The following is a 23,142-nucleotide window of genomic DNA, read 5'->3' on the forward strand; positions in this document are numbered from 1 at the left end:
ACCCCGCAGTCCGCCTGAAACAAGATCACCGGACTCTACGAAACTCGGGACAGCTCAGACGTGCTGCCCGGACGTGGCGTGCCGGACGAACCCCGCCCATGCCGCACGCGAGACCGTGAGGACGGGACCGGTGACGGCCTTGGAGTCCCGGACATGCACAGCGGCTGTACCGGTTGCGACCTCCACGCAGTCGCCTCCCTCGGCTCCGCTGTAGCTGCTTTTGATCCAGGTGAGGGCGGAGGCAGTGACCGAGGACTCGGCGTTGTTCATAGCTCTCTCAGCAACCCTTCGATGAACTCCAGCGACTCTCGTGGGGTGAGAGCCTGCGATCGGATGATCCCATAGCGGGCGGCGGCGAGCGTCGCCCAATCCGGGTCGGTTTGCAGGGTGCTGGTTCCCTGGGCCTCTGCATAGACGAACTTCTTGCCGCCCTTCTTCGTGACGATGGTGAAGGGGCCGTCCACGCCAGCGCTCTCCTCGGACCGGAGCGGCATGATCTGAAGTTCCACGTTGGGTTTCCGGCCGATCAGGAGCAGATGCTCCAGTTGGCCGCGCAACACCTCCTTGCCGCCATACCTGCGGTGCAACACAGATTCATCCATGACAAAGCTCAACAGTGGAGCGGGTCGGCGATCGAAGATCTCCTGCCGTGCCAGACGTGCGGCCACCCGTTGCTCGATGGTGTCTTGGTCCAGAGGAGGGCGCCGCATCCCCAGCAGTGCTCTCATGTACTGCTCGGTCTGGAGCAGGCCCTTGACCACCAGGGTGTCGTAGGAGAGGAGCTCCACAGCCTCCTTCTCCAACTGCGCCATCCCCTGAAAGAACACCGGATACTGCGCCCGCTCCACCTGCTCCTTCCACACACGGAGCAGCCCATCCGCCCCCAGCACCTCGTCCGCCCGGTCGATCGTGCGGGGCGAGGGGATCCTCCGCCCCTGCTCGAAGGACGCGACCGTGGCCGCCGAGTAGCCGATCCGCCGGCCGAACTCGGCGCGGTCCAGCCCGGCCCGTACTCGTAACGTCTTCATGGTCTGCCCGAACGCGGCGACGACGCCTTGGTGGGTTCTGTCCGCCGCCCGGCCCCCGGTGTCTCCGTCGCCCGCCCATCCGTTGCCCGGGACCGTGCCCGCGTCGGTCTCGACCGGCTCCGTCGTCACCGCGACCACCGCCTCCCCGGCCCAACGCCCACGGAGGGGCGCTGTCACGCCTTGCGTCTCGTACACATCGCCGCACCGCGCGTACACCCCAGCGGCGTCAGTGCGTCACCACTGGTAACGCTACGCGACCGGCGGGATCTTCGTAGGCATGTCGACCAATCCGCCCAGCATCGTGCGTACCACGCAACTCTCCAGCCCTGCAGCGCACTCGGAACCCGTGCATCTCTTCGAGATGCGCTTCACCTCCTCCCCGCGAGGCGCCCGTCTGGCCCGGCGTCTGTGTGCCGTGCGCTTGGACGCCTGGGGTATCCCGTACGGATCGCGGGCCCATGACGAGATCACGCTGATCGTCGCCGAGCTCACCGCGAACGCCGTGCGGCACGGGCATGTACCGGGCCGGGACTTCCACTTCCGGCTGCATGTGACCCCCGGCAGCCGTACCGCGCGCATCGAGGTCACCGACACCCGGGCGGAGCGCCGCCCCCGCCGTCCCGACGACCCTCATGGGCCGGCCGCAGACCCGTTCGAGGCGGCCGGTGATGAGGAGGGCGGTCGCGGACTGGTCCTCGTATCGCACCTCGCGACCTGCTGGGACTGGCACCCCCGCCCGGACGGGCCGGGCAAGACCGTGTGGGCGGAGTACACGGCTCTCTGAATTTCACCAGTACTACTACTTGATAACCAGGATCATCAACCTGAGCCACCGTCAACAATCCATGCCACTCCTACGGTTCCGTTGCGTCGACAGGCACCGGCGGCCCCAGCCGGCCTCCCGCGCCTGCCGGTGCTCGCCCATCCACATCAGTGTCGCCGATGTCGACGATCTGAAGGGGACCGCGGCCGCCGACGCCCACAGCAGGGCCCAGCTGCTCCAGGCCGCCCTGGACCACAGCGACCGTCACGCCGACGACACGGCATGCCCGGTCTGTGGCACGGAGCGGGTCCTGGACCGGGAGTGGGCCTCACGTGCCGAGGCGCAGATCGCCGCGCTCCTGCGGGAGGCCGAAGCGGTGCGTGCGGCCGTGGCCGCTCTGCGGACCGCGCAGCGGACCCTGCACGACCTGATCCTCCCGCCGCGGGAGATCCCCGCCGTGCTCACCGAGCCGTGGCAGGCCTGGATCGACTGCCGGCGGATCACCGACCCCGCCGAACTCGCCGAGCGCGCGTCGAGTGCCGCACTGGCCCTGGCGGAGGCGTGCGACATCGTGGCCCGGACGGCCCGCGAGGAGCTCGCTCGCCGCCAAGGACGAACGCTGGCGCGCGGTCGTCGAGCTGCTGGCCGAGTGGACGAAGCGGTCCAGGGAGGCCGACGCGGCCAAGCCCCGCAGGACGGAGATCAACGCCGCCCTTGCGTGGATCAAGAAGGTGACGACCGAGATCCGCGACGCCCGTGTCGACGCCTTCGCCGGCCACATGCAGCGGATCTGGGAGAAGCTCCGCCGTCAGAGCAGCGTCGACCTGAAGAACGTCCTGCCGCACGCCTTCCGCCGCCAGGGCATGCCCGTGACCGTGCTGAAGGTGGAGCGCGGCGAGAGGTCCAAGGTGCACGTCACCACCGAGACCGACCCGGTGCAGGAGGCGATCGACGACGCCACGGCCCTTGCCCAGACCAAGGAGTGCCCCGCAGAGGCACTGCGCAATGTGCTGCCGGCCCTGTGCCGGGAGGCCCTGGCCAAGGCGATCGTGGAGGCGGCCTGGATCCGCCGGAGCCGCACGGGGCTGTCCGTGGACCGTCTGCAGGCCGCCATCGACGAGACCGACCGGCTCATCCCGCTCGCTTCCTTCGCCCTCTTCGACGACGGTGAGGTCCACCCCGACGAGGAGGTCAGGAGCCGTCTGCGCACCCTGTACGGGCCCGAGAGCACGACCCTGATCCGCCAGTGCCAGCGCGGAGCCCACCCCGACGGATTCCTCCCCGCCGACGCCGTCGCCTTCGTCAGGAAGGTCGAAAACCTCGCCCATCGGATCCGCAAGCCGGAGGTGAACGCCTGATGCCCGCCGCTCCCGCTGGCTTCACCGCTCTCGTCGCGACCGCTGGCGCCCTCCTCTCCGAGACCCTGGGTGGGCCGCTGACCCCGGCCGGCCGCGCCCGCGGCGCGGCCTACGCGCTGCGGATCGCTCTCGAAGCGCTTGTCGACGCCGCCCTCACGGCCCGGGAACCCGGACTCCGCAAGGTGAGCATGCGCGCGAAGATCCTCTGCCTGCGCCACTACGCGGGCGCCGACGTGGCCCACCGCGTCAGCGCCCTGTGGAACGCTCTCGGCGCCGGCTGCAAGTACCACCACGACGAACTCGGCCCGAGCCACGCCCAGGTACACGCCTGGCGAGAGACCGTCGGGGCGCTCGGTACGGCGCTCGCCACGCCGGATGCCCCAGCCGACGGGCACGCGGCGTCCGCGGACTGAGGTGAGATGGAAGCGTGCGCATGTCGAACGCGCGTTCGAACTGGAGGCCGCCGACTTCCTCTGAGACTCACGGCCGGGCGGAGGAGCCCCGTGCGCTTCGGCGGATGCGCCCTGTCGCTGCTGTCGTGCGGGGCGGTCTCGGGGCCAGGGCCGCCTGCAGTGCGGGGGTGAGCATGTGGCGGGCCTCGGACGGGGTGAGGGCGGCGGGGGTGGGCAGGGGGTTCAGATAGCGGGTGTAGATCAGACCGCCGAGGATCGTCACCACGGCCGTTGCGCGGGCGGTCGCGTCGCGGCCGCCGAGAAATTCAACAAGCCGGGCCAGCAGCTCGCTCTCGAGGTACTCGCGGATCACCTCGGCCGCCTCGTAGCCCTGCGCGGTGAGCTGCAGGAAGTCGGCGTCCTCCCACAGGTCCGTCACCGCGTCGACCAGACGGCCGGCGAGGGTGGCCGGGTCACCGCCCAGGACCTCGTCCACCGCCAGTGTCTCGGCGCAGTGGACCTGCATCACCTCCGCGAACAGGCCCTTCTTCGAGCCGAAGTGGTAGGCGATCAGTGCCGGATCGACACCGGCGGCCCCCGCCACCGCCCGCACCGTGGTGCCCCGGTACCCCCGCTCCAGGAACAGCGCGCGGGCCGCCGACACGATCGACGCACGGGTCGGTGGATTCCCGCGTGGACGCCCCCGGGGGCGGGCCGGGGCGGCAGGAGCGGCAACGGCGTTATTCATCAGGCTTGAGCCTCGCGTCCCGCCACCGGCACGGTCAAGGGCATTCCAGACATCTCACGTTCCAGCCATCTCACGTTCCAGCCATCTCACGAGGGGACGCCCGCAACCATGCGCATCGCAGTCTTCGGCGCCAACGGACCGACCGGCCGCCATCTGACCGCCCAGGCTCTCGCCGCCGGCCACGAGGTCGTCGCCGTGACCCGCCGCCCCGGGTCGCTCTCCGAGGGGCCGGGCCTCGGCGTGGCCGTCGCGGACGCCACCGACCCGGCAGCCGTCGAGGAGGCGATCCGCGGGACGGACGCCGTCCTGTCCGCCCTGGGCACGCGCTTCAGCAAGGACACCATCACCACCTACTCGGCGAGCGCCACGGCCCTCACCGGGGCCATGGCCCGCCAGGGCGTCAAGCGTCTGCTCGCGATCAGCTCCAGCGTCGCCGACCCGGGCTGGCGCCCCACCGGAGCGCACTTCTTCAACCACGTCCTGGACCCCTTGGTGAACCGCCGTCTCGGCCGCACCCTGCACGCAGACATGCGCCGCATGGAGGCGGTGATCCGGGAGACGGAGCTGGACTGGACCCTCGTCCGGCCCTCGGGCCTCTTCGAGCACCCCCAGGTCACGGACTACGTGACCGCCGAGACCAGCGCCGACGGCGTCTTCACCGCCCGCACCGACCTCGCGGCGAGCATGCTGCGCGAACTGGAGGAGCGGCGGTACGTCCGGACGGCCATGGGCGTCGTCACCACGCAGGTCAAGCCGAACATCGTCAAGCTGATCTGGAACGAGGGCGTGCGGAAGAAGTGAGCCCGGGTGGGTGTTGTACGTGCCGTACCATGGTCACCACGGCAGACGAGCCGGGCGGACGGCCGCGTGGAGTTCCCCTTGCGGGGGCTCCCCGAGGAACGTCCGGGCTCCACAGGGCAGGGTGGTGGCTAACAGCCACCCGGGGTGACCCGCGGGACAGTGCCACAGAAAACAGACCGCCGGGGACCTCGGTCCTCGGTAAGGGTGAAACGGTGGTGTAAGAGACCACCAGCGTCTGGGGTGACTCAGGCGGCTAGGTAAACCCCACCCGGAGCAAGGTCAAGAGGAAGCACCTCGGTGCTTCTGCGCGGACGCTCGAGGGCTGCCCGCCCGAGTCCGCGGGTAGACCGCACGAGGCCGGTGGCAACACCGGTCCTAGATGGATGGCCGTCGCCCCTGGGTCCGCGAGGACCCCGGGGAACAGAACCCGGCGTATAGCCTGACTCGTCTGCCACTCTTTATTTTCGCAGGTCAGAGGCCATGTTTTCTCGCTGAACAAACTACCCGGGTCGAATTTGGGCCCGCGTATTGTCGCCCCTGTCCACTATCTATGCGACAGATCAGGGCATTCCGGGTGTTGAATGTGGTCCGATGCCGGTCTGGAGTGGACATTCAGGTGCCGGATGCATTCGGAAGTACATGTACGAGGTGTCTTCTTGCCGACTCGCTCGGGTGCACTCGCGCACCGATGGCCGCCCGGCGGCGCGCCGTCCGCGTTGCGGGTCGGATCGGCGACATGGCTCGCGCAGCAGGTCGAGGTAGCCCTCGTCTTCAGTGACCACCGGCGAGAGCATCTCGCTGACTGCTCTGCCTGGAACCACTGGTTCTGGTGAAGGCGGTGATGTGGCGGCATGGCGTTCCCGTCCGTGAGGGCGCGGCGCCGTCGCCCCGCGTGCCGTGGTTGGACTCAGGGTTCTGCGGCACCGGCCCGGGCGTCTTCAACGCCTACGTCATCGCCTTCGGCGGGCTGCTGCTGCTCGGCGGCCGCCTCTCCGACCTGTTTGGCGCCCGTAAGATCTTCAACACCGGTTGGCCGTGCTGATCGCCGGCTCGGTCGTCGCCGCAGCCGCGCAGACGGCGTGGGTGGAGGTCGTCGGCCGTGCCGTTCCGGGCGTAGGCGGCGCGCTGATCGCGCCGTCGGCCATGACACTGCTGATGATGCTCTTCGCGCACGACCCAAAGGAGCTCGGCAAGGCCATGGCGCTCTACGGCGTCGCCACCCTCGCGGCCACCAAGCTCCTGCCCGCCGTCGGCAGCCGTCGCGGTGCCGTCGACGTGCTGGGAGCCGCCGCGGTCACCGCCGGCCTGGCGCTCGCGGTCTTCGCCATCCGAGGTCTCCTTCACGGCTACGGCGCCCAGCGCCGGTGCGTACCGCTTGTTCCTGGACTTCCAGCACGAGGGCACCGTGCGCACGGCAGCCTTCACGGTGCATGCGGGCGGCGCAGTGGATGAGCCCGAGAAGCCTTCGCAGGCCGAGCCCGCTGAGGACGGAGCCGGGCACACGCACACTGAGGCGCGCTGCTGCGGCACGTGTGCCGTCTGCATACTCGCCGCAGCAAACCAGCCATTCACCTGACGAGTTAACCCGATGTTTTAGGACTGGTGGTCGATCACTGCCGAAGAGCCGCTAGGATCACGGCATGGTTACGGCTTGGTCATCCTGGCGCATGGACAGGACCCGCTTCGGTGCGGGTCCGCTGTTGCGCGTGCTGGCCCTGGCCGTGCTCCTGTTCGGCGTCCTCGTGTCGCACGGCGCATACGTGGAGACTGCCAACGGACACCTCTCCACCAGCGCATCAACCCCTGCGGCACTGTCGGCCGATGACATTCGCCATGCTGGCGCTGAGTCTGGAACCCGGTTCACTGCGGAAGCGGCCGGCCATCATGGTGATCACGAGTCGTCTCATCCTGGCGAGCAGTGTGTATCCGGGCAGCCTCAGCAGGGGCCTGCCCTGGCCGCTCCCTGCTTTGCAGCGTCGATTCGCGAATCAAACGGTGCCCACGATGCGTCGGTCGTGCGTGTGCCTGCATCTGGTGGGCCCATGGGCGGGGCGTCCCCCGCGGCTCTGAGAGCAGCCTCCGTGGTGCAGCAGGTCTAGGAGTACCAAGTCCTCCAACCGGCCCGCCGGTGTCACCGGTTCGGCTGATCACGCGCGACGAGCTCCCGATTCCGTGCCCATGATGGGCCGGTCACGTTCGTCGAAGCTGTCCTGCCCCCACCCATGTCTGCGCCTCCCTCCGTCCTCGTCGGAGAGCGGCAGCAGCGCGGAGGACCTGTGCCGACACCTTCCTGTATGCCCTCGCACGCTCCCTGGGCCTCGTGCGGCTCGCCCCGGTGGCGCCGACTCCTCTCGGCGATCCGCGGCACCCTCGTGATCGCGCTCATTCTGTGCGCTGTCATCCACGGAGTGCCCGAGGAGACGCACGGGTCGGTGCCCGTCCCCACCGTTTCATCGGCGATGGTTGCAGGCGGAGAGCCTCACGGGCCCCATGCTCCCCACGGGGCCGAGGACTGCGTGATGGACGTCGTCATCCGTACGGCGGCCCAGTCGATCGAGGATCTTCCCCTCGCCGCGCTGGCTGTCGTCGTGCTCGTCGCCACGTCCGTGGCGGCGGGGAGACCGCTCGTACGGCATGAATCCCGCAGACGTCGCAGCGCGCGCACCGGCCGTGTGGCGCTCGTCCGTACGTCTCGCTGGCGGATCTAGACCACTCGCTCGCAGCCGACCGACCTCGTCGGCTGCCGCGCACTCATGGCCTGAGCGCGGACCGACCCACGGTCCGCTCTGTCGCCATGGGGCGCGAGATGAACCCGCACCCGTGCATTCATCGAGCGAGAGTGACAACACAGACATGCCTTCATTGACCAAGACCGCGACCGGTTCGGGCCAGTCCGCCCTGTCCGGGCTGGTGGGCAACACCCCGCTGCTGCGCGTGTCGGAGCCGCTGGCCCCGGCCGGACGTGGCTTCTGGGCGAAGCTGGAGGGGTTCAACCCCGGCGGCATCAAGGACCGTCCGGGGCTGCACATGGTGGAGCGGGCCCGGGCCCGTGGTGACCTGCGGCCCGGCGGCCGGATCATCGAGTCCACCAGCGGGACGCTGGGCCTCGGACTGGCCCTGGCCGGGATGGTGTACGGCCACCCGGTCACCCTGGTCACCGATCCGGGACTGGAGTTGTCCATGACCCGGCTGCTGACCGCGTACGGCGCCCAGGTCAACGTCGTCTCCGAGCCGCATTCCTCGGGCGGCTGGCAGCAGGCCCGCCGTGACCGCGTGCAGCGCCTGTTGGAGCAGCACCCCGGCTCCTGGTGCCCGGACCAGTACAACAACCCCGACAACGTCGCCGCCTACACCCCACTGGCCCTCGAACTCGCCGCCGAGATGGGCCACATCGACGTACTGGTGTGCAGCGTCGGCACCGGCGGCCACTCGGCCGGCGTCTCACGAGTCTTGCGGCAGCTCTACCCCGAGCTGACCGTCGTCGGTGTGGACACACCGGGTTCGACGATCTTCGGTCAGCCCGCCCGGCCCCGGCTGATGCGCGGACTCGGCTCCAGTATCTACCCCCGCAACGTCGCCTACGAGCAGTTCTCCGAGGTCCACTGGGTGGCCCCGCAGGAGGCCGTGTGGACCTGCCGTCAACTGGCCGCCTCCCACTACGCCACCGGCGGGTGGAGCGTCGGCGCGGTCGCGCTGGTGGCCGGCTGGCTGGCCCGGACGATGCCCGCGGACGCACGGGTCGTCGCGGTCTTCCCCGACGGCCCGCAGCGCTACCTGGGGACGGTCTACGACGACGACTACTGCGCCGCCCACGGCCTGCTGGACGCGCCTCCGGCGCCCGAACCGGAGCTGATCGGCCGCCTGGACGAGAAGGAGGTCACCCGCTGGACCCGGTGCACCACCGTGGTCGATCCCCTCACCCTGCAGGACACAGCGCAGGATTTCGCTGCGGACGCCTCAGACACCCTGGGCGCTGGGTCGGACTCGTCGGAGGAGGGACGGTGAAAGGGCTGCTCACGCGGGTCCGGTCGTACGAGCGCAGCGTCCAGCTGTTGATGGTGAACCAGTTCACCATCAACCTCGGTTTCTACATGCTGATGCCGTATCTGGCCGCCCACCTGTCCGGCACGCTTGGCCTGGCCGGCTGGATCGTGGGACTCGTCCTCGGCGTACGGAACTTCAGCCAGCAGGGCATGTTCCTGGTCGGCGGCACGCTCGCCGACCGGCTCGGCTACAAGCCGATGATCGTCGCCGGTTGTGTCCTGCGCACCCTCGGGTTCGCGACGCTCGGGCTCGTGGACTCGCTGCCTGCGCTGCTCGCCGCCTCGGCGGCCACCGGGCTGGCCGGGGCGCTGTTCAACCCGGCCGTGCGGGCCTACCTCGCGGCCGACGCCGGGGAGCGCAGGGTCGAGGCGTTCGCCCTGTTCAACGTCTTCTACCAGGCGGGAATCCTGCTGGGCCCACTGGTAGGCATGGTGCTGACCGGGGTGGACTTCCGCGTCACCTGCCTGGTGGCAGCCGGGATCTTCGCGCTGCTGAGCGTCGTACAGATCCGCGCGCTGCCCGCCCGGCGGGCCGAGGACGCCAAGCGGCAGCAGAGCGACGGCGGTCCAGGTGTGCTCGCCCAGTGGCGCGGCATCCTCGCCAACCGGCCGTTCCTGCTCTTCTCCGTCGCCATGATCGGCTCGTACGTCCTGACCTTCCAGGTCTATCTGGCGCTGCCGCTGGAGGTGCGCCGGCTCGGCGGCGACGGCAAGTTCGGCACGGCGGCGGTGGCCATGCTCTTCGCGGTCTCCGGGCTGAGCACGATCCTTTGCCAGACGCGGGTGACGGCGTGGTGCAAGGAGCGGTACGAGCCCGGGCAGGCGCTCGTGCGTGGGCTGGCGGCGATGGGCCTGGCCTTCGTACCTCTCCTGCTCGCCACCGCCGTCCCCGTACCGGAGTCCGGGATCGGGCTGTGGCTGCTCGCGGCCGCGCCGCCGACGCTCGCCGCGCTGCTGCTGGCCATTGGCACGATGATCGCCTACCCCTTCGAGATGGACACCATCGTCCGCCTCTCCGGTGACCGCCTCGTCGCCACCCACTACGGGCTCTACAACACGATCTGCGGCATCGGTATCACCGTCGGGAATCTGGGCACGGGCGCCGCGCTCGACGCCGCCCGCGCGGCCGGGATGCCCGCGCTGCCGTGGATCACGCTGATCGCGCTCGGCCTGGCGTGCGCGGCCGCCCTGTACGGCCTGCACCGCACCGGCCGACTGGCGGCGCCGCCCGCCTCCGAGCCGCTGCCCGCCACCGTCTGACCCACCGGCCCGCTGGCCCAGGGGCGGGGCACCACACGGTGCCCCGCCCCTGCTGGGCCGTGCCCTCTTCCTGGAGTTCTTGATGCCCACCTTTGCCGAGCCCATCGCGAAGCCGACCCCGTTGCAGCTCCGGCCCTTCCGGGCGGTGCGCTACGACACGGACCGCGTCGGCGATCTGACCGACCTCCTCGCTCCGCCTTACGACGACCTCGGCGCCACCCGCGCCCGCGAACTCCGGCGTCATCCGCACCACGTGGCCCGACTCCTGTACGCGGACGCGCCGCAGGCCGCCGCCCGGGAACTGGGGCGCTGGCTGCGACGCGGCGTGCTCCGCCGGGACGAGCGGCCCGCCCTGTACGTCTACCAACAGCAGCGGGGCGCCCGGATCCTGCAACGTGGCCTGATCGGTGATCTGGTGCTGCCACGCCATGGAGGGCAGCTGCTGCCGCACGAAGACGTGTCCGCCCACGTGGTCCGGCAGCGTGCTGGCCATATGGCGGGGTTGCGTGCCCAGTTGGAGCCGCTGTTGGTGGCCTGCCGAGGCGCGGAGTCGACGGCTGCGCAGGTCGCGGAGCACGTGACGCGTCGGGCACCGGTCGCCGTGGCCCGCGTCGGAGAGCTCACCCACCGGCTGTGGGCGTGCGAGGACGCCACGGAACTCTCGCTCCTCACCAGTGGCCTGTCCACCGGTAAGGCCCTCATAGCCGACGGCCACCACCGCCACGCCGCCTGTCTCCACTTGAGCGGCGACGCGGGCAGCCCCTGGGACAGCAGCCTCACCCTGCTCGTCGACACCACGACGTACCCCCTCCAGCTCTCCGCGATCCACCGTGTGATGACCGGACTGGAACCGGAGAAGGCGGCGAAGGCCGCGTCCGAGGTGGCCCGGGTTCTGCCCCTTCCCACAGGGCCGCGTCCGCCCGAGCCCGGTGAACTGGTACTCACCGGTGCAGAGCAGGCGTGGACCATCACCGATCCCGACCCTCTGGCCCTGCACGAAGCCCTGGCCGGCCATCCCAGTCGGTGGGCGCAACTCCCCGCTGCCGTCAGCGACCACCTGCTGCTCCGCCACACCTGGTCCGTACCCGACCTGCCAGGTGCCGTGACGTATGTCCACGACCTCCCCCAGGCCACCGCGGCCGTGGCCGGACCCGACAGCGGCAGCGCGCTTCTGCTGCCCGCGATCAGCGAGGACACGGTGTGGGAACTGGCCGGTGCCGGAGTGCGGTTGCCCCGCAAGTCCACCTCGTTCGGGCCCAAGCCGACAGCCGGTCTGGCCATGCGCGTCCTCGGACTGTCGTAAGTGCTGCGCCGGCGTTCGCCGGACCGGAGGTTCGAGGTGCGGGTCATCTCCCCGAAGTGCCAGTTAGTGATCGATCACCGATCGAGGTCGGTCACGCTGCGAGAGCGAGCGGCGCGCGGTGCCTTTCGTTGCCGACCACCCGCATCGGGCAGCGGCGTGGCTTGGGCGGATTGAGCTTGCCCCACCTGAGTGCTTGTGGTGATGGCGCCGAAGACCAGGGTTGAGGTCGGCGATCCGTCGGGACTCCCGTATGGAGGGATTGTCGGCGTACTTGGTCAAGGGCCCTCACCCGCCGCGGCGAGCTGGGGAAGCACCAGCGAGGAGAACCGGCTGGAGGGACGCCTCGCCGAGCGGCGCACTCGCTAGAACGCGCCGCATCCCGGGCCCGCCGACGGCACGCGCAAGCGCCGTGAGCGGGAGTACGAGCCCAGCGTGGTCCGCGTGGGCCTGCGAGAACGGCTACGAGGTGCCGGACCCGGGTCAGTGGCTATGGGACGTATGATGCCGGCTCGGCCGGGTGTCCTGCTCAACGGGAGTCTGATCCTCCTCAACGGAGCCCGGTCCGGCTCTGCGGGGGTCTTGGTCGTGGAGCCGTGGTCGTGGCTGTGGCCGTCGGAGCTGATGGAGCCGGCGAGGGCGGTCATCCCCCGCCAGGCGAGGGCCGCAATGACGACGACGGCCGCGAACGAGCTGAGGAGGTGCCGCCAGCGGCCCTTGGAGTTCTTGGCGACGAACGCGACGTACGAACATGAGCAGGCCGATGGGGGTAATCCAGGCGCTGCGCTCGGGGAACTGCTCGAAATGCTGGATGCCGCCGCCGACCAGGCCGACACCGAAGGACAGCGGCAGGGAGAACGCGAGGCTGTTGATGACCTTCGTCTGGGCGTAGAAGCCGAGCTCTCAGAGGCCGACCGCCATCGCTTCGACGCGGTGACCGCAGGGCTGACCACCGACTGGAACTCCGCCCGGCCGAAGAAACGGTGAACCGGATCAAGTGATCGCTCCACCGCTGCCGGGAGCCGCAGCAGGTGTCCATTGCTAGCAGCCCCGGCCACGGGCGCTCCGACTCAGTGGGCGTGTCCGTCCTCCGCGTGACCGGCTTCTTCCTCGCCTGCGCCGGATCCGGTGCTTTCGGCGCTGGGCGAGGCCTCGGGCGCCGTCGTTCCGGCGTGCTCGGTGTGGCTGTCCTGCGTATGACCGTCGTCTGTCTTCGCCGTCTCCGTTTCGCTCGTGGTCTCCTCGCCGTGGCTGTGGCCGCCACTGCCCGACTCGGCGGCCATGTCGGCGGCGATACCGCGCAGCCCGACGAACGCGACTGCCGCGGTGACCAGCACCAGCAACCCGGTCGGGCCGATGATGCTGCGCCAGCGCGCGGGGTCGTAGCGCAGCACGTACGCCACGAAGGACAGCGCCAGCCCGAACGGGATCAGCATCGCCGCCCGCTCGGGGAAGTCCTCGAAGTGCTGCATCCCGCCACTGAGCATGCCGATGCCGAACGACAGCGCTAGCGAGGCCAGCACGATCGCGACCACCTTCGAGGCGCTGGGCCGCTGCCGCTTGAGGATGAACTCGTTCAGCAGGGTCGCGCAGAGGAACACGCCCGCACCGACCAACGCGATCACTGTGTACCGGTCCGGATCCAGCGGATGGTGCACCACCGCGCCACTGATCAGACCCGCACCCACGAACGTCGTGGCGTATCCCAGGTAGTCACCGATCACCGGTGTCCGCTTCTTCGCCCGCCGACGTGCCCGGCGGCCACCGGTCGGGGGAGGGGTGTGGGATTCCGACGTCTGGTGCTGACGCGGGCTGGACTCCGAGACCGTAGGAGCTGGAGCGGGCTGGACATCCGGTCGGACATGGCCATGCGGCCGCTGCTGGCGTGGCGGGTGCGGCTGATACGAGGGCTGCTGCTGGTACTGCTGCGGGCGAGGGTGGCGTGCCTGCGGCTGGGCGGGCACGCCGACACGGTCGACGAGGTGGGGCTGAGTCACGAGGAGGGGCCTTTCGCGGGTCGGCCGGCACGCGGCAAGGCGTGCCCGGTCCGCCGGGGGCATGCGTGGCAGGGATGCGTCGGATCAGCGGCAGGAGTGCCCAGGCGTACGCCGCCCGGCCCGGACCGCGAAGGGTGCCGGACCCCGGGTGGTGCCTGATTGCGTCGTACGACGTCGCACGAGGAAGGACACGGCCTGCACGCCGTGTCGGCGGCCTAAATCCGCAGGACTGCCAGCTGCGCGATACCGACGCCTCGCGAAAGACGTGGATCTGGTGGTCGGAACAGGCCGGACCGCGCGGCTCGCCTTCGCCTCCTGCGCAGGGGGAGCAGGGCGATGCGGCGACCGCGGAGTCGCCTACCGCCAATCGCCAGCAGAGCGCAGCAGCCGATGACAGCCGCGCAGAGGCCGAGATCCGTCGTGCCCTCGGTGCCGTGATGGTCGTGCTCGACGGACGCCGTCGCGACGAGCGGGATCGCCTCACCCGGTGTGGTCGGCTCGGACTGAACCGCGTGAGCATGAGCGACTGTCTCGCGCTCGTGGCCGATGCCGGTGTCGCCTGCGTGGGCGAGGAGGTGCATCAGGCCGAGGGCGAGGAGCAGCAGCAGGAACAGGCGCCCGACGACGCCTCGCTCCGCCCTGGCCCTGTAGCTCATACGCTCCGTCATCTCGCCGTGGCGCCGATATGGCACCTTCCCTCTACTGTCGCGGCGCATCAATGTACCGGTGCTCGATGACCGGGCGGCAAGCTGTCTGCGTCCGGACGGTGGTGAGTAGCCCTCGTCGTGCGACGCGGCTCGGGCAGGCAGTCCCTCCATACCACCGGGCCAGCGCCTACCGTCAGCTGTCTCCGCTTCCCACGACGGCTCCCATCCGCAGATTCCACCGCCTGGCCCGCCCGGTGAGCGATACGGCGCTTAGGGGAGGCACATCGATGCGCCAGAACGACGCGGGCGGGGTGTCCAGCGCGCGGATCACCGCGGCACGCGCCACCGCCTGCTCGACCACGGCCACCACCCGCCCGGCATCGGCCGACAGCGCATCGAGCCATTCGGCGACCCTGCGGCACACGTCGGCCACGGACTCGCCACCGTGCGGTGCGGCCTCCGGATCGCTCAGCCAGGCGGTGAACCCGGCGGCGTCCGCCGTGGCGAGTTCCTCCGGCGTACGGCCGTACCAGCGGCCCATGCCCACGTCGCGCAGCGCCGGTTCGGTGATGGCGGAGTCCCATCCCAGCGCCTCGGCGGTCTGGCGGCACCGCTGCGAGGGCGCGGCGTATCGGACGGTCGCTGTGGGCAGGGATCCAGCGGCTGTGCGCGCCTGCCGCAGTGCCCGCTCGTCGAGCGGGGTGTCGGCGAAGCGCACCTCGCGCGCGATGGGCGCGGCGGCGCACAACAGCGTGAGCCGGATTGTCATGAGAGCCCCCTTCGCCGGGTCCGCACCGGCCGGCCCATGGTAGGTGGCGCACGCCATGTTGGCTGATTGTCGCCGTGCCCCTACGATTTGGGCGACAAGGACGACGGCGCCTCGGAAGTCCGGTGCAAGCCCGGCACGGTCGCGCCACTGTGTGCCGCAGGCTCCTGCCCCAAAGGGATGCAGGGGGATGGCGGTGAGTCAGACCCGATGCCGTCGTCGAGTGCTCCACATGACACGGGACGCGTGTTCCCGAGGAGGTCTCGCCATGGCGCAGTCCACTGCCGCCCCTGCCCCCGCCGCCCTGCCCGTCACAGCCCCGCTGCCCGTTCGAGCCATCCTGCCCTGGGCTGTGTTCTTCGGCCTCCTGATGCTCGTCCTGCTCTACTTCGTCGGCGCCGAGCAGGGCGCCTTCGCCGTCTTCTCCGGCGAGGGCGTCCACGAGTGGGTGCACGACGGCCGTCACCTGCTCGGCTTCCCCTGCCACTGACGGGGAGCGGACACCCATGAACTCCGCAATAGTGCGAGCCCTGTTGGTGCGCGGCATGCTCGCGGGCCTCGGCGCCGGCATGTTGACCTTCGCCTTCGCGTACTTCGTCGGCGAGGGGTCGGTCGACGCGGCGATCGCCTTCGAGGAGTCGAACTCCCACCACGCCGCCGGCGGGGAGGAGCTGGTCAGCCGGTCGGTGCAGTCGACCGCGGGGCTGGCCACCGGCGTCCTCGTCTTCGGCGTGGCCGTCGGCGGCATCGCCGCCCTCGCGTTCTGCTTCGCGCTGGGCCGGATCGGCCAGTTCGGCGCCCGGGCCACGGCCGCCCTGACCGCACTCGCCGCGTTCCTCACCGTCTACCTGGTGCCCACCCTCAAGTACCCGGCGAACCCGCCCGCCGTCGGCAACCCCGACACCCTGGACCAGCGGACCGCCCTGTACTTCCTGATGATCGCGCTGAGCGTCCTGCTCGGCATCGCGGCCGTGCTGCTGGGCCGCCGCCTCGCCCCCGGCTGGGGCAACTGGAACGCCTCCACAGCCGCCGGGCTGGCCTTCCTGGCGGCCGTGACGGTCGCGATGGTGTTCCTGCCGTCCGGGGACAACGTGCCCAACGGCTTCCCGGCCACAGACCTGTGGGAGTTCCGCATGGCCTCCCTCGGCGTCCAGGCCCTGCTCTGGGCGGCCTTCGGCCTGCTCTTCGGGTACCTCGCCGAGCGTGTCCTGGAGCCGAGGGCCACTGCCTCGGCCGGCCGGGGCGCGGAGCTGTCCGCACCGGCTGCCTGACGGACTCAGCGCCGCGTACAGCACTGCGGCTGGACCTGCCGGGGGCGCGCCCGGCAGGTCCAGCCGTCTTCGCAGGACCGAAGGGCGAAGCGGCCTCGGCCGCGACCGCGGCTTCAACCGACGTGACCGGAGCAGGTCAGCGAACCGTGGGTGCGTTGCCGCACCTGCAGGGCTTTCGAGCCGGGGCGGCTCCGGGCTCCGTGAGGCGGGTCCGCGGCGTGGAGAACGCCGCAGCCGTGAGCCTGGCGACGGGGGCCGACGGCTCGGCGCAGCAACTCCGCCCGCCGGTTCACCGGCTCTCGCCGCCGACGAGCTCGTAGCGGGCCTCGTCGACCGCGGCGGCGACGGCAGCGGGATCCAGCGGCTGCTCGCTGGTCACCTTGACCTTGCCCGACGGCAGATCCACCTTGCCCGTACTCGACTTCTGTCGGGCCCTCCCCGGTTTCCCGGTGGTCCTCGAGCTCGTGTGCGCGGTTCGGTACGACGGGCAGGCCGACCCTGGCCCTGTCGCCCGTAGCCCCGGCCCCGTAGCCCTGGAGGTCAGGTGGCACGGTGGCCGGTGTCGAGCCCGGCGCTTTCGCTCGTGGCGAGGGCGGCTGGGGCGCCGGCAGGTTGGTCGGCGGGCGACGGTGCCGCGCCGGGAAGGTGCAGGCGTTTGAGGGCGAGGGCGTTGACGGCGACGATGATGCTGGACCCGGACATGGACAGCGCGGCGATCTCCGGCCGCAGCACCAGGCCGAGGGCGGGCTCGAAGACGCCCGCGGCAATGGGCAGCGCGATGGCGTTGTAGCCGATGGCCCAGCCGAGGTTCTGCCGCATCTTGCGCAGGGTGCCGCGGCCGATGCGCAGGGCGGTGGGCACGTCGAGGGGGTCGGAGCGCATCAGGACGAGGTCGGCGGTCTCGATGGCCACGTCGGTGCCGGCGCCGATGGCGATGCCGAGGTCGGCCTGGGCGAGGGCGGGTGCGTCGTTGACGCCGTCGCCGACCATGGCGACCTTGAGGCCGCCGTGTTGCAGTTCGGCCACCTTGGCCGCCTTGTCCCCGGGCAGGACCTCGGCGATGACGGTGTCGATGCCCAGACGGTCCGCGATCCGCTCGGCGGTGGCCTGGTTGTCGCCGGTGAGCATGACCACTTCGACGCCAAGGGCGTGCAGTTCGGCCACGGCGTCGGCCGAGGTTTCCCGGGGCGTGTCGGCGATGCCGATCAGGCCCGTCGCCCGTCCGTCGACGGCGGCGACGACGACGGTACGGCCGGTGGCGGCCAGCGCCTCGCGCCGGGCGGCCAGTTGCCCGAGATCGACGCCTTCGCGCAACGCCAGTCCGCGGTTGCCGACCGCGACCCGGTGGCCGTCTACGACAGCGGTCGCACCGTGGCCGGGGACGTTCTCGAAGTGCCGCGCGCTCACTGCCGCCACGGCCCGGCTCTCGGCGTACCGTACGACGGCTTCGGCCAGCGGGTGCTCGGACTCGCGCTCCACCGCCGCGACCAGCCGCAGCAATTGGTCCTCGTCCGTTCCCGGGATGGTGATCAGGTCGGTCACCTCCGGCTCGCCCTTGGTCAGGGTGCCGGTCTTGTCCATGACCACGGTCTGGATTCCGGCCGATGCCTCCAGGGCGACGGCGTTCTTGAACAACACCCCGCGCCGGGCCCCCAGTCCTGTGCCGACCATGATGGCCGTAGGGGTGGCCAGACCCAGGGCGTCCGGGCAGGTGATGACGACGACGGTGATGGCGAACAGCATCGCGGTGCCCAGCGAGCGGTCGGTGGCCAGCAGCCAGACGGCCAGCGTCGCGGCGCCGCCGATCAGGGCGACGAAGACCAGCCAGAACGCGGCCCGGTCGGCGAGCCGTTGGCCCGGTGCCTTGGAGTTCTGTGCTTCCTGGACGAGCTTGACGATCTGGGCCAGGGCGGTGTCGGAGCCGACCTTGGTGGCGCGCACGCGCAGCGTGCCGTTGGCGTTGATGGTCGCGCCGATGACCTGCGAGCCGGGGGCTTTGTGCACGGGCAGGCTCTCCCCGGTGACCATCGACTCGTCGACCTCGCTCTCGCCCTCCTCCACGAGCCCGTCGACGGCGATCTTGGCTCCGGGCCGGACCAGCAGGAGGTCATCGACCACGACCTCGGCGGTGGGCACCTCCACCGGCTGCCCGCCACGCACGACGAGTGCCTTGGGCGGGGCGAGGTCGAGCAGGGTGCGGATGGCGTCGTTGGCGCCGCCCCGGGCGCGCATCTCGAACCAGTGGCCGAGCAGCACGAACGAGGCCAGCACGGTAGCCGCCTCGTAGAAGACGTCGCCGCCCCCGGTGAGCGTGATGATCAGCGAGTACGTCCAGCCGGAGCCGACGGCGACCGCGACCAGCACCATCATGTCCAGGGTGCGGGCACGCAGCGCGCGCACGGCGCCGTCGAAGAAGATCGAGCACGAGTAGAAGATCACCGGCAGGCTCAGCAGCAGCGCCCAGACATCCTGGCGCAGCCCGAAGGGCACAGGGACGTCCAGACCGAAGACGTCCTCGCCGATCGGTGACCAGATGACGATGGGGATCGAGAACAGCAGCGCTACGAGGAAGCGGTTGCGCATGTCGGCCACCATCGCCGCCATCGACATGGCCTCGTGGCCGCCGTGTCCCATCAGCTCGTGCGGTGTCGGCATCTCCTCGGCCTCGGCGGGAGCCTCGGCCGCCGCGTGCTCGACGTAGTCGGCGTGCTCCGCAGGTGCGCTTGGAACGGCCACCCGCGCGGCATGGCCCTCAGGATTCGCATGACGGTCCTCAGCCGCTTCGACAGCAGGGTCCGGTTCGGCCATCGGATCGCAGACATGGGACGGCACCAACTGGCCGTTGCAGTGGTAGCCGCATTCGGTCACCCAGCGGCGCAGCTCGGCCAGTGACGTACGCCGCGGATCGAAGGCAACCGTCGCCGATTGTGCGACCGGGTTGACTTCGGCCTGAAGTACGCCAGGCCGCCGGCCCAGCGCAGCGGTGACGGTGCTCTGCTGGGACGCCCAGGCCAGGCCGCGCACATCCAGAACTGCTGTGGTCCGCTCCTTACCGGGATCTTCGCGCCCGGACGTTTCGTGATGTTGATGATCCGCGTGGTGCTGCACGGTCACTCCTCCTTCAGCGAGTGAGTCCGGGACGGCTGAGGGGCAGAGCCGTCGAGCACGTGGAGTCTGGCCGACCGGTGGCGAGGCCCTTGCGAGAGACAGGGGTGTTCGCAGCGCTGCCCGTGGTGGCAAGGCCGACGGCAGGTCACTCTTCGCGCCAGGCTAGTTTGATCAGCAGGTTCTTGGCCTCCTCGGCGACCTCGGCGTCGGCGACCACGTCGTAGCGGGCGGCCACGATCTGGCTGCGGGAGGAGAAGTCGCGGTGGCCGCCGCTGAGGGCGTGACCGGCGAACCCGAAGACCGCGCCGAAGACGGCGCCGTAGGCCAGTCCGCTCAGCATCAGTACCAAGGCGTGGTGGTTGCCGGCTGAGAACACCGACAGCAGCAGCCCGACCAGCAGCCCGAACCAGGCGCCGGTGCCGGCCCCCGCCAGGGCGGCCCGGCCGCGAGTGAGCCGGCCGAGGACGGTCTCGACCATGCGGAGGTCCGAGCCGATGATCGCGGTGCGTTCCACCGGGAATCTGCTGTCGGACAGGAAATCGACCGCGCGCTGGGCGCCGGTGTAGGTCGGGTACGAGCCGACGACTGGACGATCGACCTCTGTGGTAGGCGGGTGCTGGGTCATCGAAGGACTCCCCTCGTCATCAAGCAGCCTGCGCCCGTGCCATCTCTCGTGCAACGCACGCTGCCGTGGGTGAGCGCATGAGGGGCGGAAGAACGGGTCGGCGACGTCGAAGTTCTGCAGAACGCGAGCCCGAACAGGCTGCTGGCCGCCGAGCAGGAAACTCTGCACAGCGGTACTGGTCGGCTTCGGCGAGACTGCTCCCGGGGTGCGGACCCGGTGCAGGGCCCGACCGGCCCCGAGTGGGGACCGCTGGTCCCTACCCCGCTGGGTATCGCGGGGCGAGGATGGCCGGGTACCCCAGGGATCGAGGTTGCGGCCCGGACCACCGGGCCGGAGCCTGAAGGTGTCCGCCGTGTGGCCTGGCTGATTCCTCACCCCATCGAGAGGAGGCGGCCGTCATGAGCAGCATCGCTCACCGCATCGCCGCCCTGTTCCGGATCAAGGCGAACAAGGCCCTGGACAAGGCCGAGGACCCCCGCGAGGTCCTGGACTACTCCTACGAACAGCAGCTCCAGATGTTGCAGAAGGTGCGGCGCGGCGTGGCCGATGTGGCCACCAGCCGCAAACGCGTCGACTTGCAGATCAGCCAGTTGCAGCAGTCCGGCGGCAAGCTGGAGGGACAGGCCCAGCAGGCGCTCGCCGCAGGGCGCGAGGATCTCGCCCGCGAGGCCCTGACCCGGCGCACCGCCGTGGCCTCCCAGATCACCGACCTGCAGACCCAGCAGGCGTCGTTGCAGGACCAGGAGGAGAAGCTCACCCTCGCCACGCAGCGCCTGCAGGCGAAGGTCGACAGCTTCCGCACCCGCAAGGAGACGATCAAGGCCACCTACACCGCGGCCGAGGCGCAGACCAGCATCACCGAGGCCGTCACCGGCATCGGCGAGGAGATGGGCGATGTGGGTCTGGCCATGCAGCGGGCCCAGGACAAGACCGAGCAGCTGCAGGCCCGCGCCGGTGCGCTGGATGAGTTGCTCGCCTCCGGCGCGCTGGAGGACGCCACCCTTCCGGCCGGCCGTGACGACATCCAGGCCGAACTCGAACGTGTCACCGCAGGCAGCGACGTCGACAAGGAACTGGCCATGATGAAGGCGCAGCTCCCGGCGGCTTCCACACCGCCGGCCGTGGAGGGCGGCGGAGCCAGGCAGGCACCGCCGGACCAGGAGACAACGTCATGATCATGCGGATTCTCGGCGAAGGCCAGTACGAGATCACCGAAGAGCACCTTGACCGGCTCAACGAACTGGACGCGGCGCTGCAGTCGGCCGCGGACGCGGGCGACGAGACCGCGTTCACCGCCGCCCTGTCAGCCCTGCTGGACGCAGTACGCAGCCTCGGCACACCCCTGCCGGACGAAAGGATCACACCGTCCGACCTGGTGCTGCCCGATGCGGACACCAGCCTCGCGCAGGTGCGCGAACTGCTCTCCGACGAGGGCCTGATCCCGGGGTGATGACGATGCGCAGCCGCTTCGAGCCCGACCGGCAGCTGACCGCCCGCATGGCGGTCACGATGTTCCTGCTCGGGCTGGTGTACGTGGCGTTCATCGCCGCGCTGATCGTGCTGCTCAAGTCCGTCGTCCTGGTGGTCGTCATCGCCGCCGCCCTGCTGGTCGCGCAGTTCTGGTTCTCCGACCGGATCGCCCTGTACGCCATGCACGGCCGCTTCGTCAGCCGCGAGGAACAGCCCGAGTTGCACGGGGTCATCGACCGGCTGTGCGCCACCGCGGACATGCCCAAACCCCGGGTGGCCGTCTCCGAGATGGACCTGCCCAACGCGTTCGCCACCGGCCGCAACGCCGACCACGCCGTCGTCTGCGTGACCACCGGACTACTGCGCCGCCTGGAGACCGATGAACTCGAAGGCGTCCTCGCCCACGAGCTGTCCCATGTCGCACACCGTGACGTCGCGGTGATCACCATCGCCTCGTTCCTGGGTGTGATCGCCGGGCTCATCGTCCGCTTCGCCTTCTACTCCCAGCTGTTCGGCGGACGCAACCGTGACCAGAACACCGCCGCCCTGCTCGCCATCGTCATGGCGGTGTCCGCGCTCGTCTACGCCCTCAGCTTCCTGCTCATCCGGGCACTGTCCCGCTACCGCGAGTTGGCCGCCGACCGCGCTGCGGCCATGCTCACCGGGAAACCCTCGGTACTGGCCTCGGCGCTGACCAAGGTCAGCGGCGACATCGCCCGCATTCCCACCCAGGATCTGCGCACCGCGCAGGCGTTCAACGCGTTCTTCTTCACCCCCGCGCTCGGGCCCGGCACGGCGCTGGCCAGCATGTTCTCCACCCACCCCAGCCTGGAACGCCGTCTGGAGGCGCTCGCGGCCATCTCTGTGGAGCTGGGTGAGGCGGCATGACCACCCACCACCGTCCCGGCCGCCCGCCCCGGCGTTTCCCGCCCGAGCCGGGCCCAGGCAGAAGGAGCTGACGGCCCCGTGGGTTTCCTGGACGTCCTGTTCGGCCGGACCAAGCCGGTCAAGCCCGACCTGGACCAGCTCTTCGGCCTGCCCTCGGCCGCGATCACCCTCCAGGCCGCGAGCGGCTTCACCTCGACCGGAGCGGGCTCGGTGTGCTTCGCCGCCATCGAGGGCGGGGCATTCGCCCAAGTCCAGCAGGACGTAGGGGCCCTGCTGGACGCGGACTCCGAACGGGCCGGCGTGCCGGTGGAGTTCAGCCGTGACAGCTACGGCTACTCCTGGCTGCTCTCCCGTCGCGGCCCCGGCGACCTGCCCGCCCTCGTGAGCGACCTGCACGCGGTGAACACCGCCCTGCAGGACAGCGGCTTCGGCCCGCAACTGCTGTGCTCCCTGGTCACGTTCCACGACGCTGAGCTGCGCCCCCTCGCGCTGGTCTACCTCTACAAGCGCGGCACCTTCTACCCGTTCGCTCCGCTGCCCGGCCAGAAACGCGACAACCCGCTGGAACTCCAGGTCAAGGCCACGGTCAAGGACGACCTGCGCGTCGAGGAGGACCTGACCCGCTGGTTCCCGCTCTGGGGCGCCCCCGGCCTGTGAACCCGCGGCCACCTTCTGAC

The 23,142-nt window shown here is 70.4% G+C and carries 23 protein-coding genes, 1 other RNA gene and 1 pseudogene; 17 read left to right on the top strand and 8 right to left on the bottom strand.

Annotation, left to right across the window (positions count from 1 at the left end):
- Window positions 1-54: 54 nt before the first annotated feature.
- Entirely contained in the window at window positions 55-270 is a 216-nt protein-coding gene (locus ABD207_RS02135) for a DUF397 domain-containing protein (RefSeq protein WP_344009583.1), read from the bottom strand.
- Window positions 267-1,157: a helix-turn-helix domain-containing protein gene (locus ABD207_RS02140; RefSeq protein ID WP_344009682.1), complete on the bottom strand. Its 891-nt coding sequence runs from the start codon at window positions 1,155-1,157 to the stop codon at window positions 267-269. The genes ABD207_RS02135 and ABD207_RS02140 overlap by 4 nt, the downstream gene beginning before the upstream one ends.
- A 148-nt stretch (window positions 1,158-1,305) precedes the next feature.
- On the opposite strand from ABD207_RS02140, the gene ABD207_RS02145 reads away from it, so the two are divergent.
- The 3 genes from ABD207_RS02145 to ABD207_RS02155 all read left to right on the top strand — a co-directional run bounded on the left by ABD207_RS02145 (window position 1,306) and on the right by ABD207_RS02155 (window position 3,562).
- Complete coding sequence (locus tag ABD207_RS02145) at window positions 1,306-1,812, top strand: ATP-binding protein (RefSeq protein WP_344009585.1); 507 nt, start codon at window positions 1,306-1,308, stop codon at window positions 1,810-1,812.
- 515 nt (window positions 1,813-2,327) lie between these two features.
- Complete coding sequence (locus ABD207_RS02150; protein WP_344009587.1) at window positions 2,328-3,149, top strand: hypothetical protein; 822 nt, start codon at window positions 2,328-2,330, stop codon at window positions 3,147-3,149.
- Window positions 3,149-3,562 (top strand): hypothetical protein, encoded by a 414-nt coding sequence (locus ABD207_RS02155; RefSeq protein ID WP_344009589.1) that lies wholly within the window; start codon window positions 3,149-3,151, stop codon window positions 3,560-3,562. Before ABD207_RS02150 ends, ABD207_RS02155 begins: the two co-directional genes overlap by 1 nt.
- Before the next feature lie 67 nt (window positions 3,563-3,629).
- On the opposite strand, the gene ABD207_RS02160 is transcribed toward ABD207_RS02155, so the two are convergent.
- Complete coding sequence (locus tag ABD207_RS02160; protein ID WP_344009592.1) at window positions 3,630-4,289, bottom strand: TetR/AcrR family transcriptional regulator; 660 nt, start codon at window positions 4,287-4,289, stop codon at window positions 3,630-3,632.
- A gap of 108 nt (window positions 4,290-4,397) precedes the next feature.
- Between ABD207_RS02160 and ABD207_RS02165 the strand changes: the two genes are divergently transcribed.
- The 8 genes and pseudogenes from ABD207_RS02165 to ABD207_RS02205 all read left to right on the top strand — a co-directional run bounded on the left by ABD207_RS02165 (window position 4,398) and on the right by ABD207_RS02205 (window position 12,680).
- Window positions 4,398-5,090 (top strand): NAD(P)-dependent oxidoreductase, encoded by a 693-nt coding sequence (locus ABD207_RS02165; protein WP_344009594.1) that lies wholly within the window; start codon window positions 4,398-4,400, stop codon window positions 5,088-5,090.
- Between the two features lie 46 nt (window positions 5,091-5,136).
- Window positions 5,137-5,541: RNase P RNA component class A (gene rnpB / locus ABD207_RS02170), an RNA gene on the top strand.
- Between the two features lie 441 nt (window positions 5,542-5,982).
- A pseudogene (locus tag ABD207_RS02175) lies at window positions 5,983-6,467 on the top strand (MFS transporter); the annotation flags it as partial.
- Between the two features lie 1,142 nt (window positions 6,468-7,609).
- Window positions 7,610-7,798 (top strand): hypothetical protein, encoded by a 189-nt coding sequence (locus tag ABD207_RS02185; RefSeq protein WP_344009596.1) that lies wholly within the window; start codon window positions 7,610-7,612, stop codon window positions 7,796-7,798.
- Window positions 7,799-7,943: 145 nt separating this feature from the next.
- The gene (locus ABD207_RS02190) at window positions 7,944-9,095 is read left to right on the top strand and encodes a PLP-dependent cysteine synthase family protein (protein ID WP_344009599.1); all 1,152 of its coding nucleotides are present in this window, start codon (window positions 7,944-7,946) and stop codon (window positions 9,093-9,095) included.
- Window positions 9,092-10,393 carry an MFS transporter gene (locus tag ABD207_RS02195; RefSeq protein WP_344009601.1) on the top strand — a complete coding sequence of 434 codons (1,302 nt, stop codon included), beginning with the start codon at window positions 9,092-9,094 and terminating at the stop codon, window positions 10,391-10,393. Before ABD207_RS02190 ends, ABD207_RS02195 begins: the two co-directional genes overlap by 4 nt.
- Window positions 10,394-10,475: 82 nt before the next feature.
- Window positions 10,476-11,696, top strand: coding sequence for a DUF1015 family protein (locus ABD207_RS02200; RefSeq protein WP_344009604.1), 1,221 nt, complete (start codon window positions 10,476-10,478; stop codon window positions 11,694-11,696).
- A 666-nt stretch (window positions 11,697-12,362) separates the two neighbouring features.
- Entirely contained in the window at window positions 12,363-12,680 is a 318-nt protein-coding gene (locus tag ABD207_RS02205) for a hypothetical protein (RefSeq protein ID WP_344009607.1), read from the top strand.
- 83 nt (window positions 12,681-12,763) lie between these two features.
- Here the strand turns inward: ABD207_RS02205 and ABD207_RS02210 are convergent, their stop codons facing one another.
- From ABD207_RS02210 to ABD207_RS02220, 3 genes are all read right to left on the bottom strand, one after another.
- Window positions 12,764-13,417, bottom strand: coding sequence for a hypothetical protein (locus ABD207_RS02210; RefSeq protein WP_344009609.1), 654 nt, complete (start codon window positions 13,415-13,417; stop codon window positions 12,764-12,766).
- Between the two features lie 488 nt (window positions 13,418-13,905).
- On the bottom strand, window positions 13,906-14,346 hold the full coding sequence (locus tag ABD207_RS02215) for a hypothetical protein (RefSeq protein WP_344009611.1): 441 nt from the start codon (window positions 14,344-14,346) through the stop codon (window positions 13,906-13,908).
- A 184-nt stretch (window positions 14,347-14,530) separates the two neighbouring features.
- Window positions 14,531-15,106, bottom strand: a complete 576-nt coding sequence (locus ABD207_RS02220) for a histidine phosphatase family protein (protein ID WP_344009614.1) — start codon at window positions 15,104-15,106, stop codon at window positions 14,531-14,533.
- A 265-nt stretch (window positions 15,107-15,371) separates the two neighbouring features.
- On the opposite strand from ABD207_RS02220, the gene ABD207_RS02225 reads away from it, so the two are divergent.
- Together ABD207_RS02225 and ABD207_RS02230 are read left to right on the top strand one after the other, a co-directional pair.
- On the top strand, window positions 15,372-15,593 hold the full coding sequence (locus ABD207_RS02225) for a CbtB domain-containing protein (RefSeq protein WP_171110568.1): 222 nt from the start codon (window positions 15,372-15,374) through the stop codon (window positions 15,591-15,593).
- A 16-nt stretch (window positions 15,594-15,609) separates the two neighbouring features.
- Window positions 15,610-16,374 carry a CbtA family protein gene (locus ABD207_RS02230; protein ID WP_344009621.1) on the top strand — a complete coding sequence of 255 codons (765 nt, stop codon included), beginning with the start codon at window positions 15,610-15,612 and terminating at the stop codon, window positions 16,372-16,374.
- Between the two features lie 540 nt (window positions 16,375-16,914).
- On the opposite strand, the gene ABD207_RS02235 is transcribed toward ABD207_RS02230, so the two are convergent.
- Window positions 16,915-19,488, bottom strand: coding sequence for a heavy metal translocating P-type ATPase (locus ABD207_RS02235; protein ID WP_344009624.1), 2,574 nt, complete (start codon window positions 19,486-19,488; stop codon window positions 16,915-16,917).
- Between the two features lie 139 nt (window positions 19,489-19,627).
- Entirely contained in the window at window positions 19,628-20,107 is a 480-nt protein-coding gene (locus tag ABD207_RS02240; RefSeq protein ID WP_266552449.1) for a general stress protein, read from the bottom strand.
- A gap of 398 nt (window positions 20,108-20,505) precedes the next feature.
- On the opposite strand from ABD207_RS02240, the gene ABD207_RS02245 reads away from it, so the two are divergent.
- The 4 genes from ABD207_RS02245 to pspAB all read left to right on the top strand — a co-directional run bounded on the left by ABD207_RS02245 (window position 20,506) and on the right by pspAB (window position 23,122).
- Window positions 20,506-21,282, top strand: coding sequence for a PspA/IM30 family protein (locus ABD207_RS02245; RefSeq protein ID WP_344009633.1), 777 nt, complete (start codon window positions 20,506-20,508; stop codon window positions 21,280-21,282).
- Entirely contained in the window at window positions 21,279-21,557 is a 279-nt protein-coding gene (gene pspAA, locus ABD207_RS02250; RefSeq protein ID WP_344009636.1) for a PspA-associated protein PspAA, read from the top strand. Before ABD207_RS02245 ends, pspAA begins: the two co-directional genes overlap by 4 nt.
- A gap of 5 nt (window positions 21,558-21,562) precedes the next feature.
- Window positions 21,563-22,465, top strand: coding sequence for a zinc metalloprotease HtpX (gene htpX, locus ABD207_RS02255; RefSeq protein WP_344009684.1), 903 nt, complete (start codon window positions 21,563-21,565; stop codon window positions 22,463-22,465).
- 78 nt (window positions 22,466-22,543) lie between these two features.
- Window positions 22,544-23,122: a PspA-associated protein PspAB gene (gene pspAB / locus ABD207_RS02260; protein ID WP_344009639.1), complete on the top strand. Its 579-nt coding sequence runs from the start codon at window positions 22,544-22,546 to the stop codon at window positions 23,120-23,122.
- Window positions 23,123-23,142 lie beyond the last annotated feature (20 nt).

This window comes from Streptomyces thermospinosisporus, from assembly GCF_039526425.1.
Classification (GTDB): Bacteria; Actinomycetota; Actinomycetes; order Streptomycetales; family Streptomycetaceae; genus Streptomyces; species Streptomyces thermocarboxydovorans.

Coding starts and splice junctions, on each gene's coding strand:
- ABD207_RS02185 (WP_344009596.1), top strand. CDS start 7,610: ATGGACGTCGTCATCCGTACGGCGGCCCAGTCGATCGAGGATCTTCCC.
- ABD207_RS02165 (WP_344009594.1), top strand. CDS start 4,398: ATGCGCATCGCAGTCTTCGGCGCCAACGGACCGACCGGCCGCCATCTG.
- ABD207_RS02145 (WP_344009585.1), top strand. CDS start 1,306: ATGTCGACCAATCCGCCCAGCATCGTGCGTACCACGCAACTCTCCAGC.
- ABD207_RS02240 (WP_266552449.1), bottom strand. CDS start 20,107: ATGACCCAGCACCCGCCTACCACAGAGGTCGATCGTCCAGTCGTCGGC.
- ABD207_RS02200 (WP_344009604.1), top strand. CDS start 10,476: ATGCCCACCTTTGCCGAGCCCATCGCGAAGCCGACCCCGTTGCAGCTC.
- pspAA (WP_344009636.1), top strand. CDS start 21,279: ATGATCATGCGGATTCTCGGCGAAGGCCAGTACGAGATCACCGAAGAG.
- ABD207_RS02215 (WP_344009611.1), bottom strand. CDS start 14,346: ATGAGCTACAGGGCCAGGGCGGAGCGAGGCGTCGTCGGGCGCCTGTTC.
- ABD207_RS02190 (WP_344009599.1), top strand. CDS start 7,944: ATGCCTTCATTGACCAAGACCGCGACCGGTTCGGGCCAGTCCGCCCTG.
- ABD207_RS02155 (WP_344009589.1), top strand. CDS start 3,149: ATGCCCGCCGCTCCCGCTGGCTTCACCGCTCTCGTCGCGACCGCTGGC.
- ABD207_RS02205 (WP_344009607.1), top strand. CDS start 12,363: ATGACGACGACGGCCGCGAACGAGCTGAGGAGGTGCCGCCAGCGGCCC.
- ABD207_RS02220 (WP_344009614.1), bottom strand. CDS start 15,106: ATGACAATCCGGCTCACGCTGTTGTGCGCCGCCGCGCCCATCGCGCGC.
- ABD207_RS02230 (WP_344009621.1), top strand. CDS start 15,610: ATGAACTCCGCAATAGTGCGAGCCCTGTTGGTGCGCGGCATGCTCGCG.
- htpX (WP_344009684.1), top strand. CDS start 21,563: ATGCGCAGCCGCTTCGAGCCCGACCGGCAGCTGACCGCCCGCATGGCG.
- ABD207_RS02160 (WP_344009592.1), bottom strand. CDS start 4,289: ATGAATAACGCCGTTGCCGCTCCTGCCGCCCCGGCCCGCCCCCGGGGG.
- ABD207_RS02135 (WP_344009583.1), bottom strand. CDS start 270: ATGAACAACGCCGAGTCCTCGGTCACTGCCTCCGCCCTCACCTGGATC.
- ABD207_RS02245 (WP_344009633.1), top strand. CDS start 20,506: ATGAGCAGCATCGCTCACCGCATCGCCGCCCTGTTCCGGATCAAGGCG.
- ABD207_RS02225 (WP_171110568.1), top strand. CDS start 15,372: ATGGCGCAGTCCACTGCCGCCCCTGCCCCCGCCGCCCTGCCCGTCACA.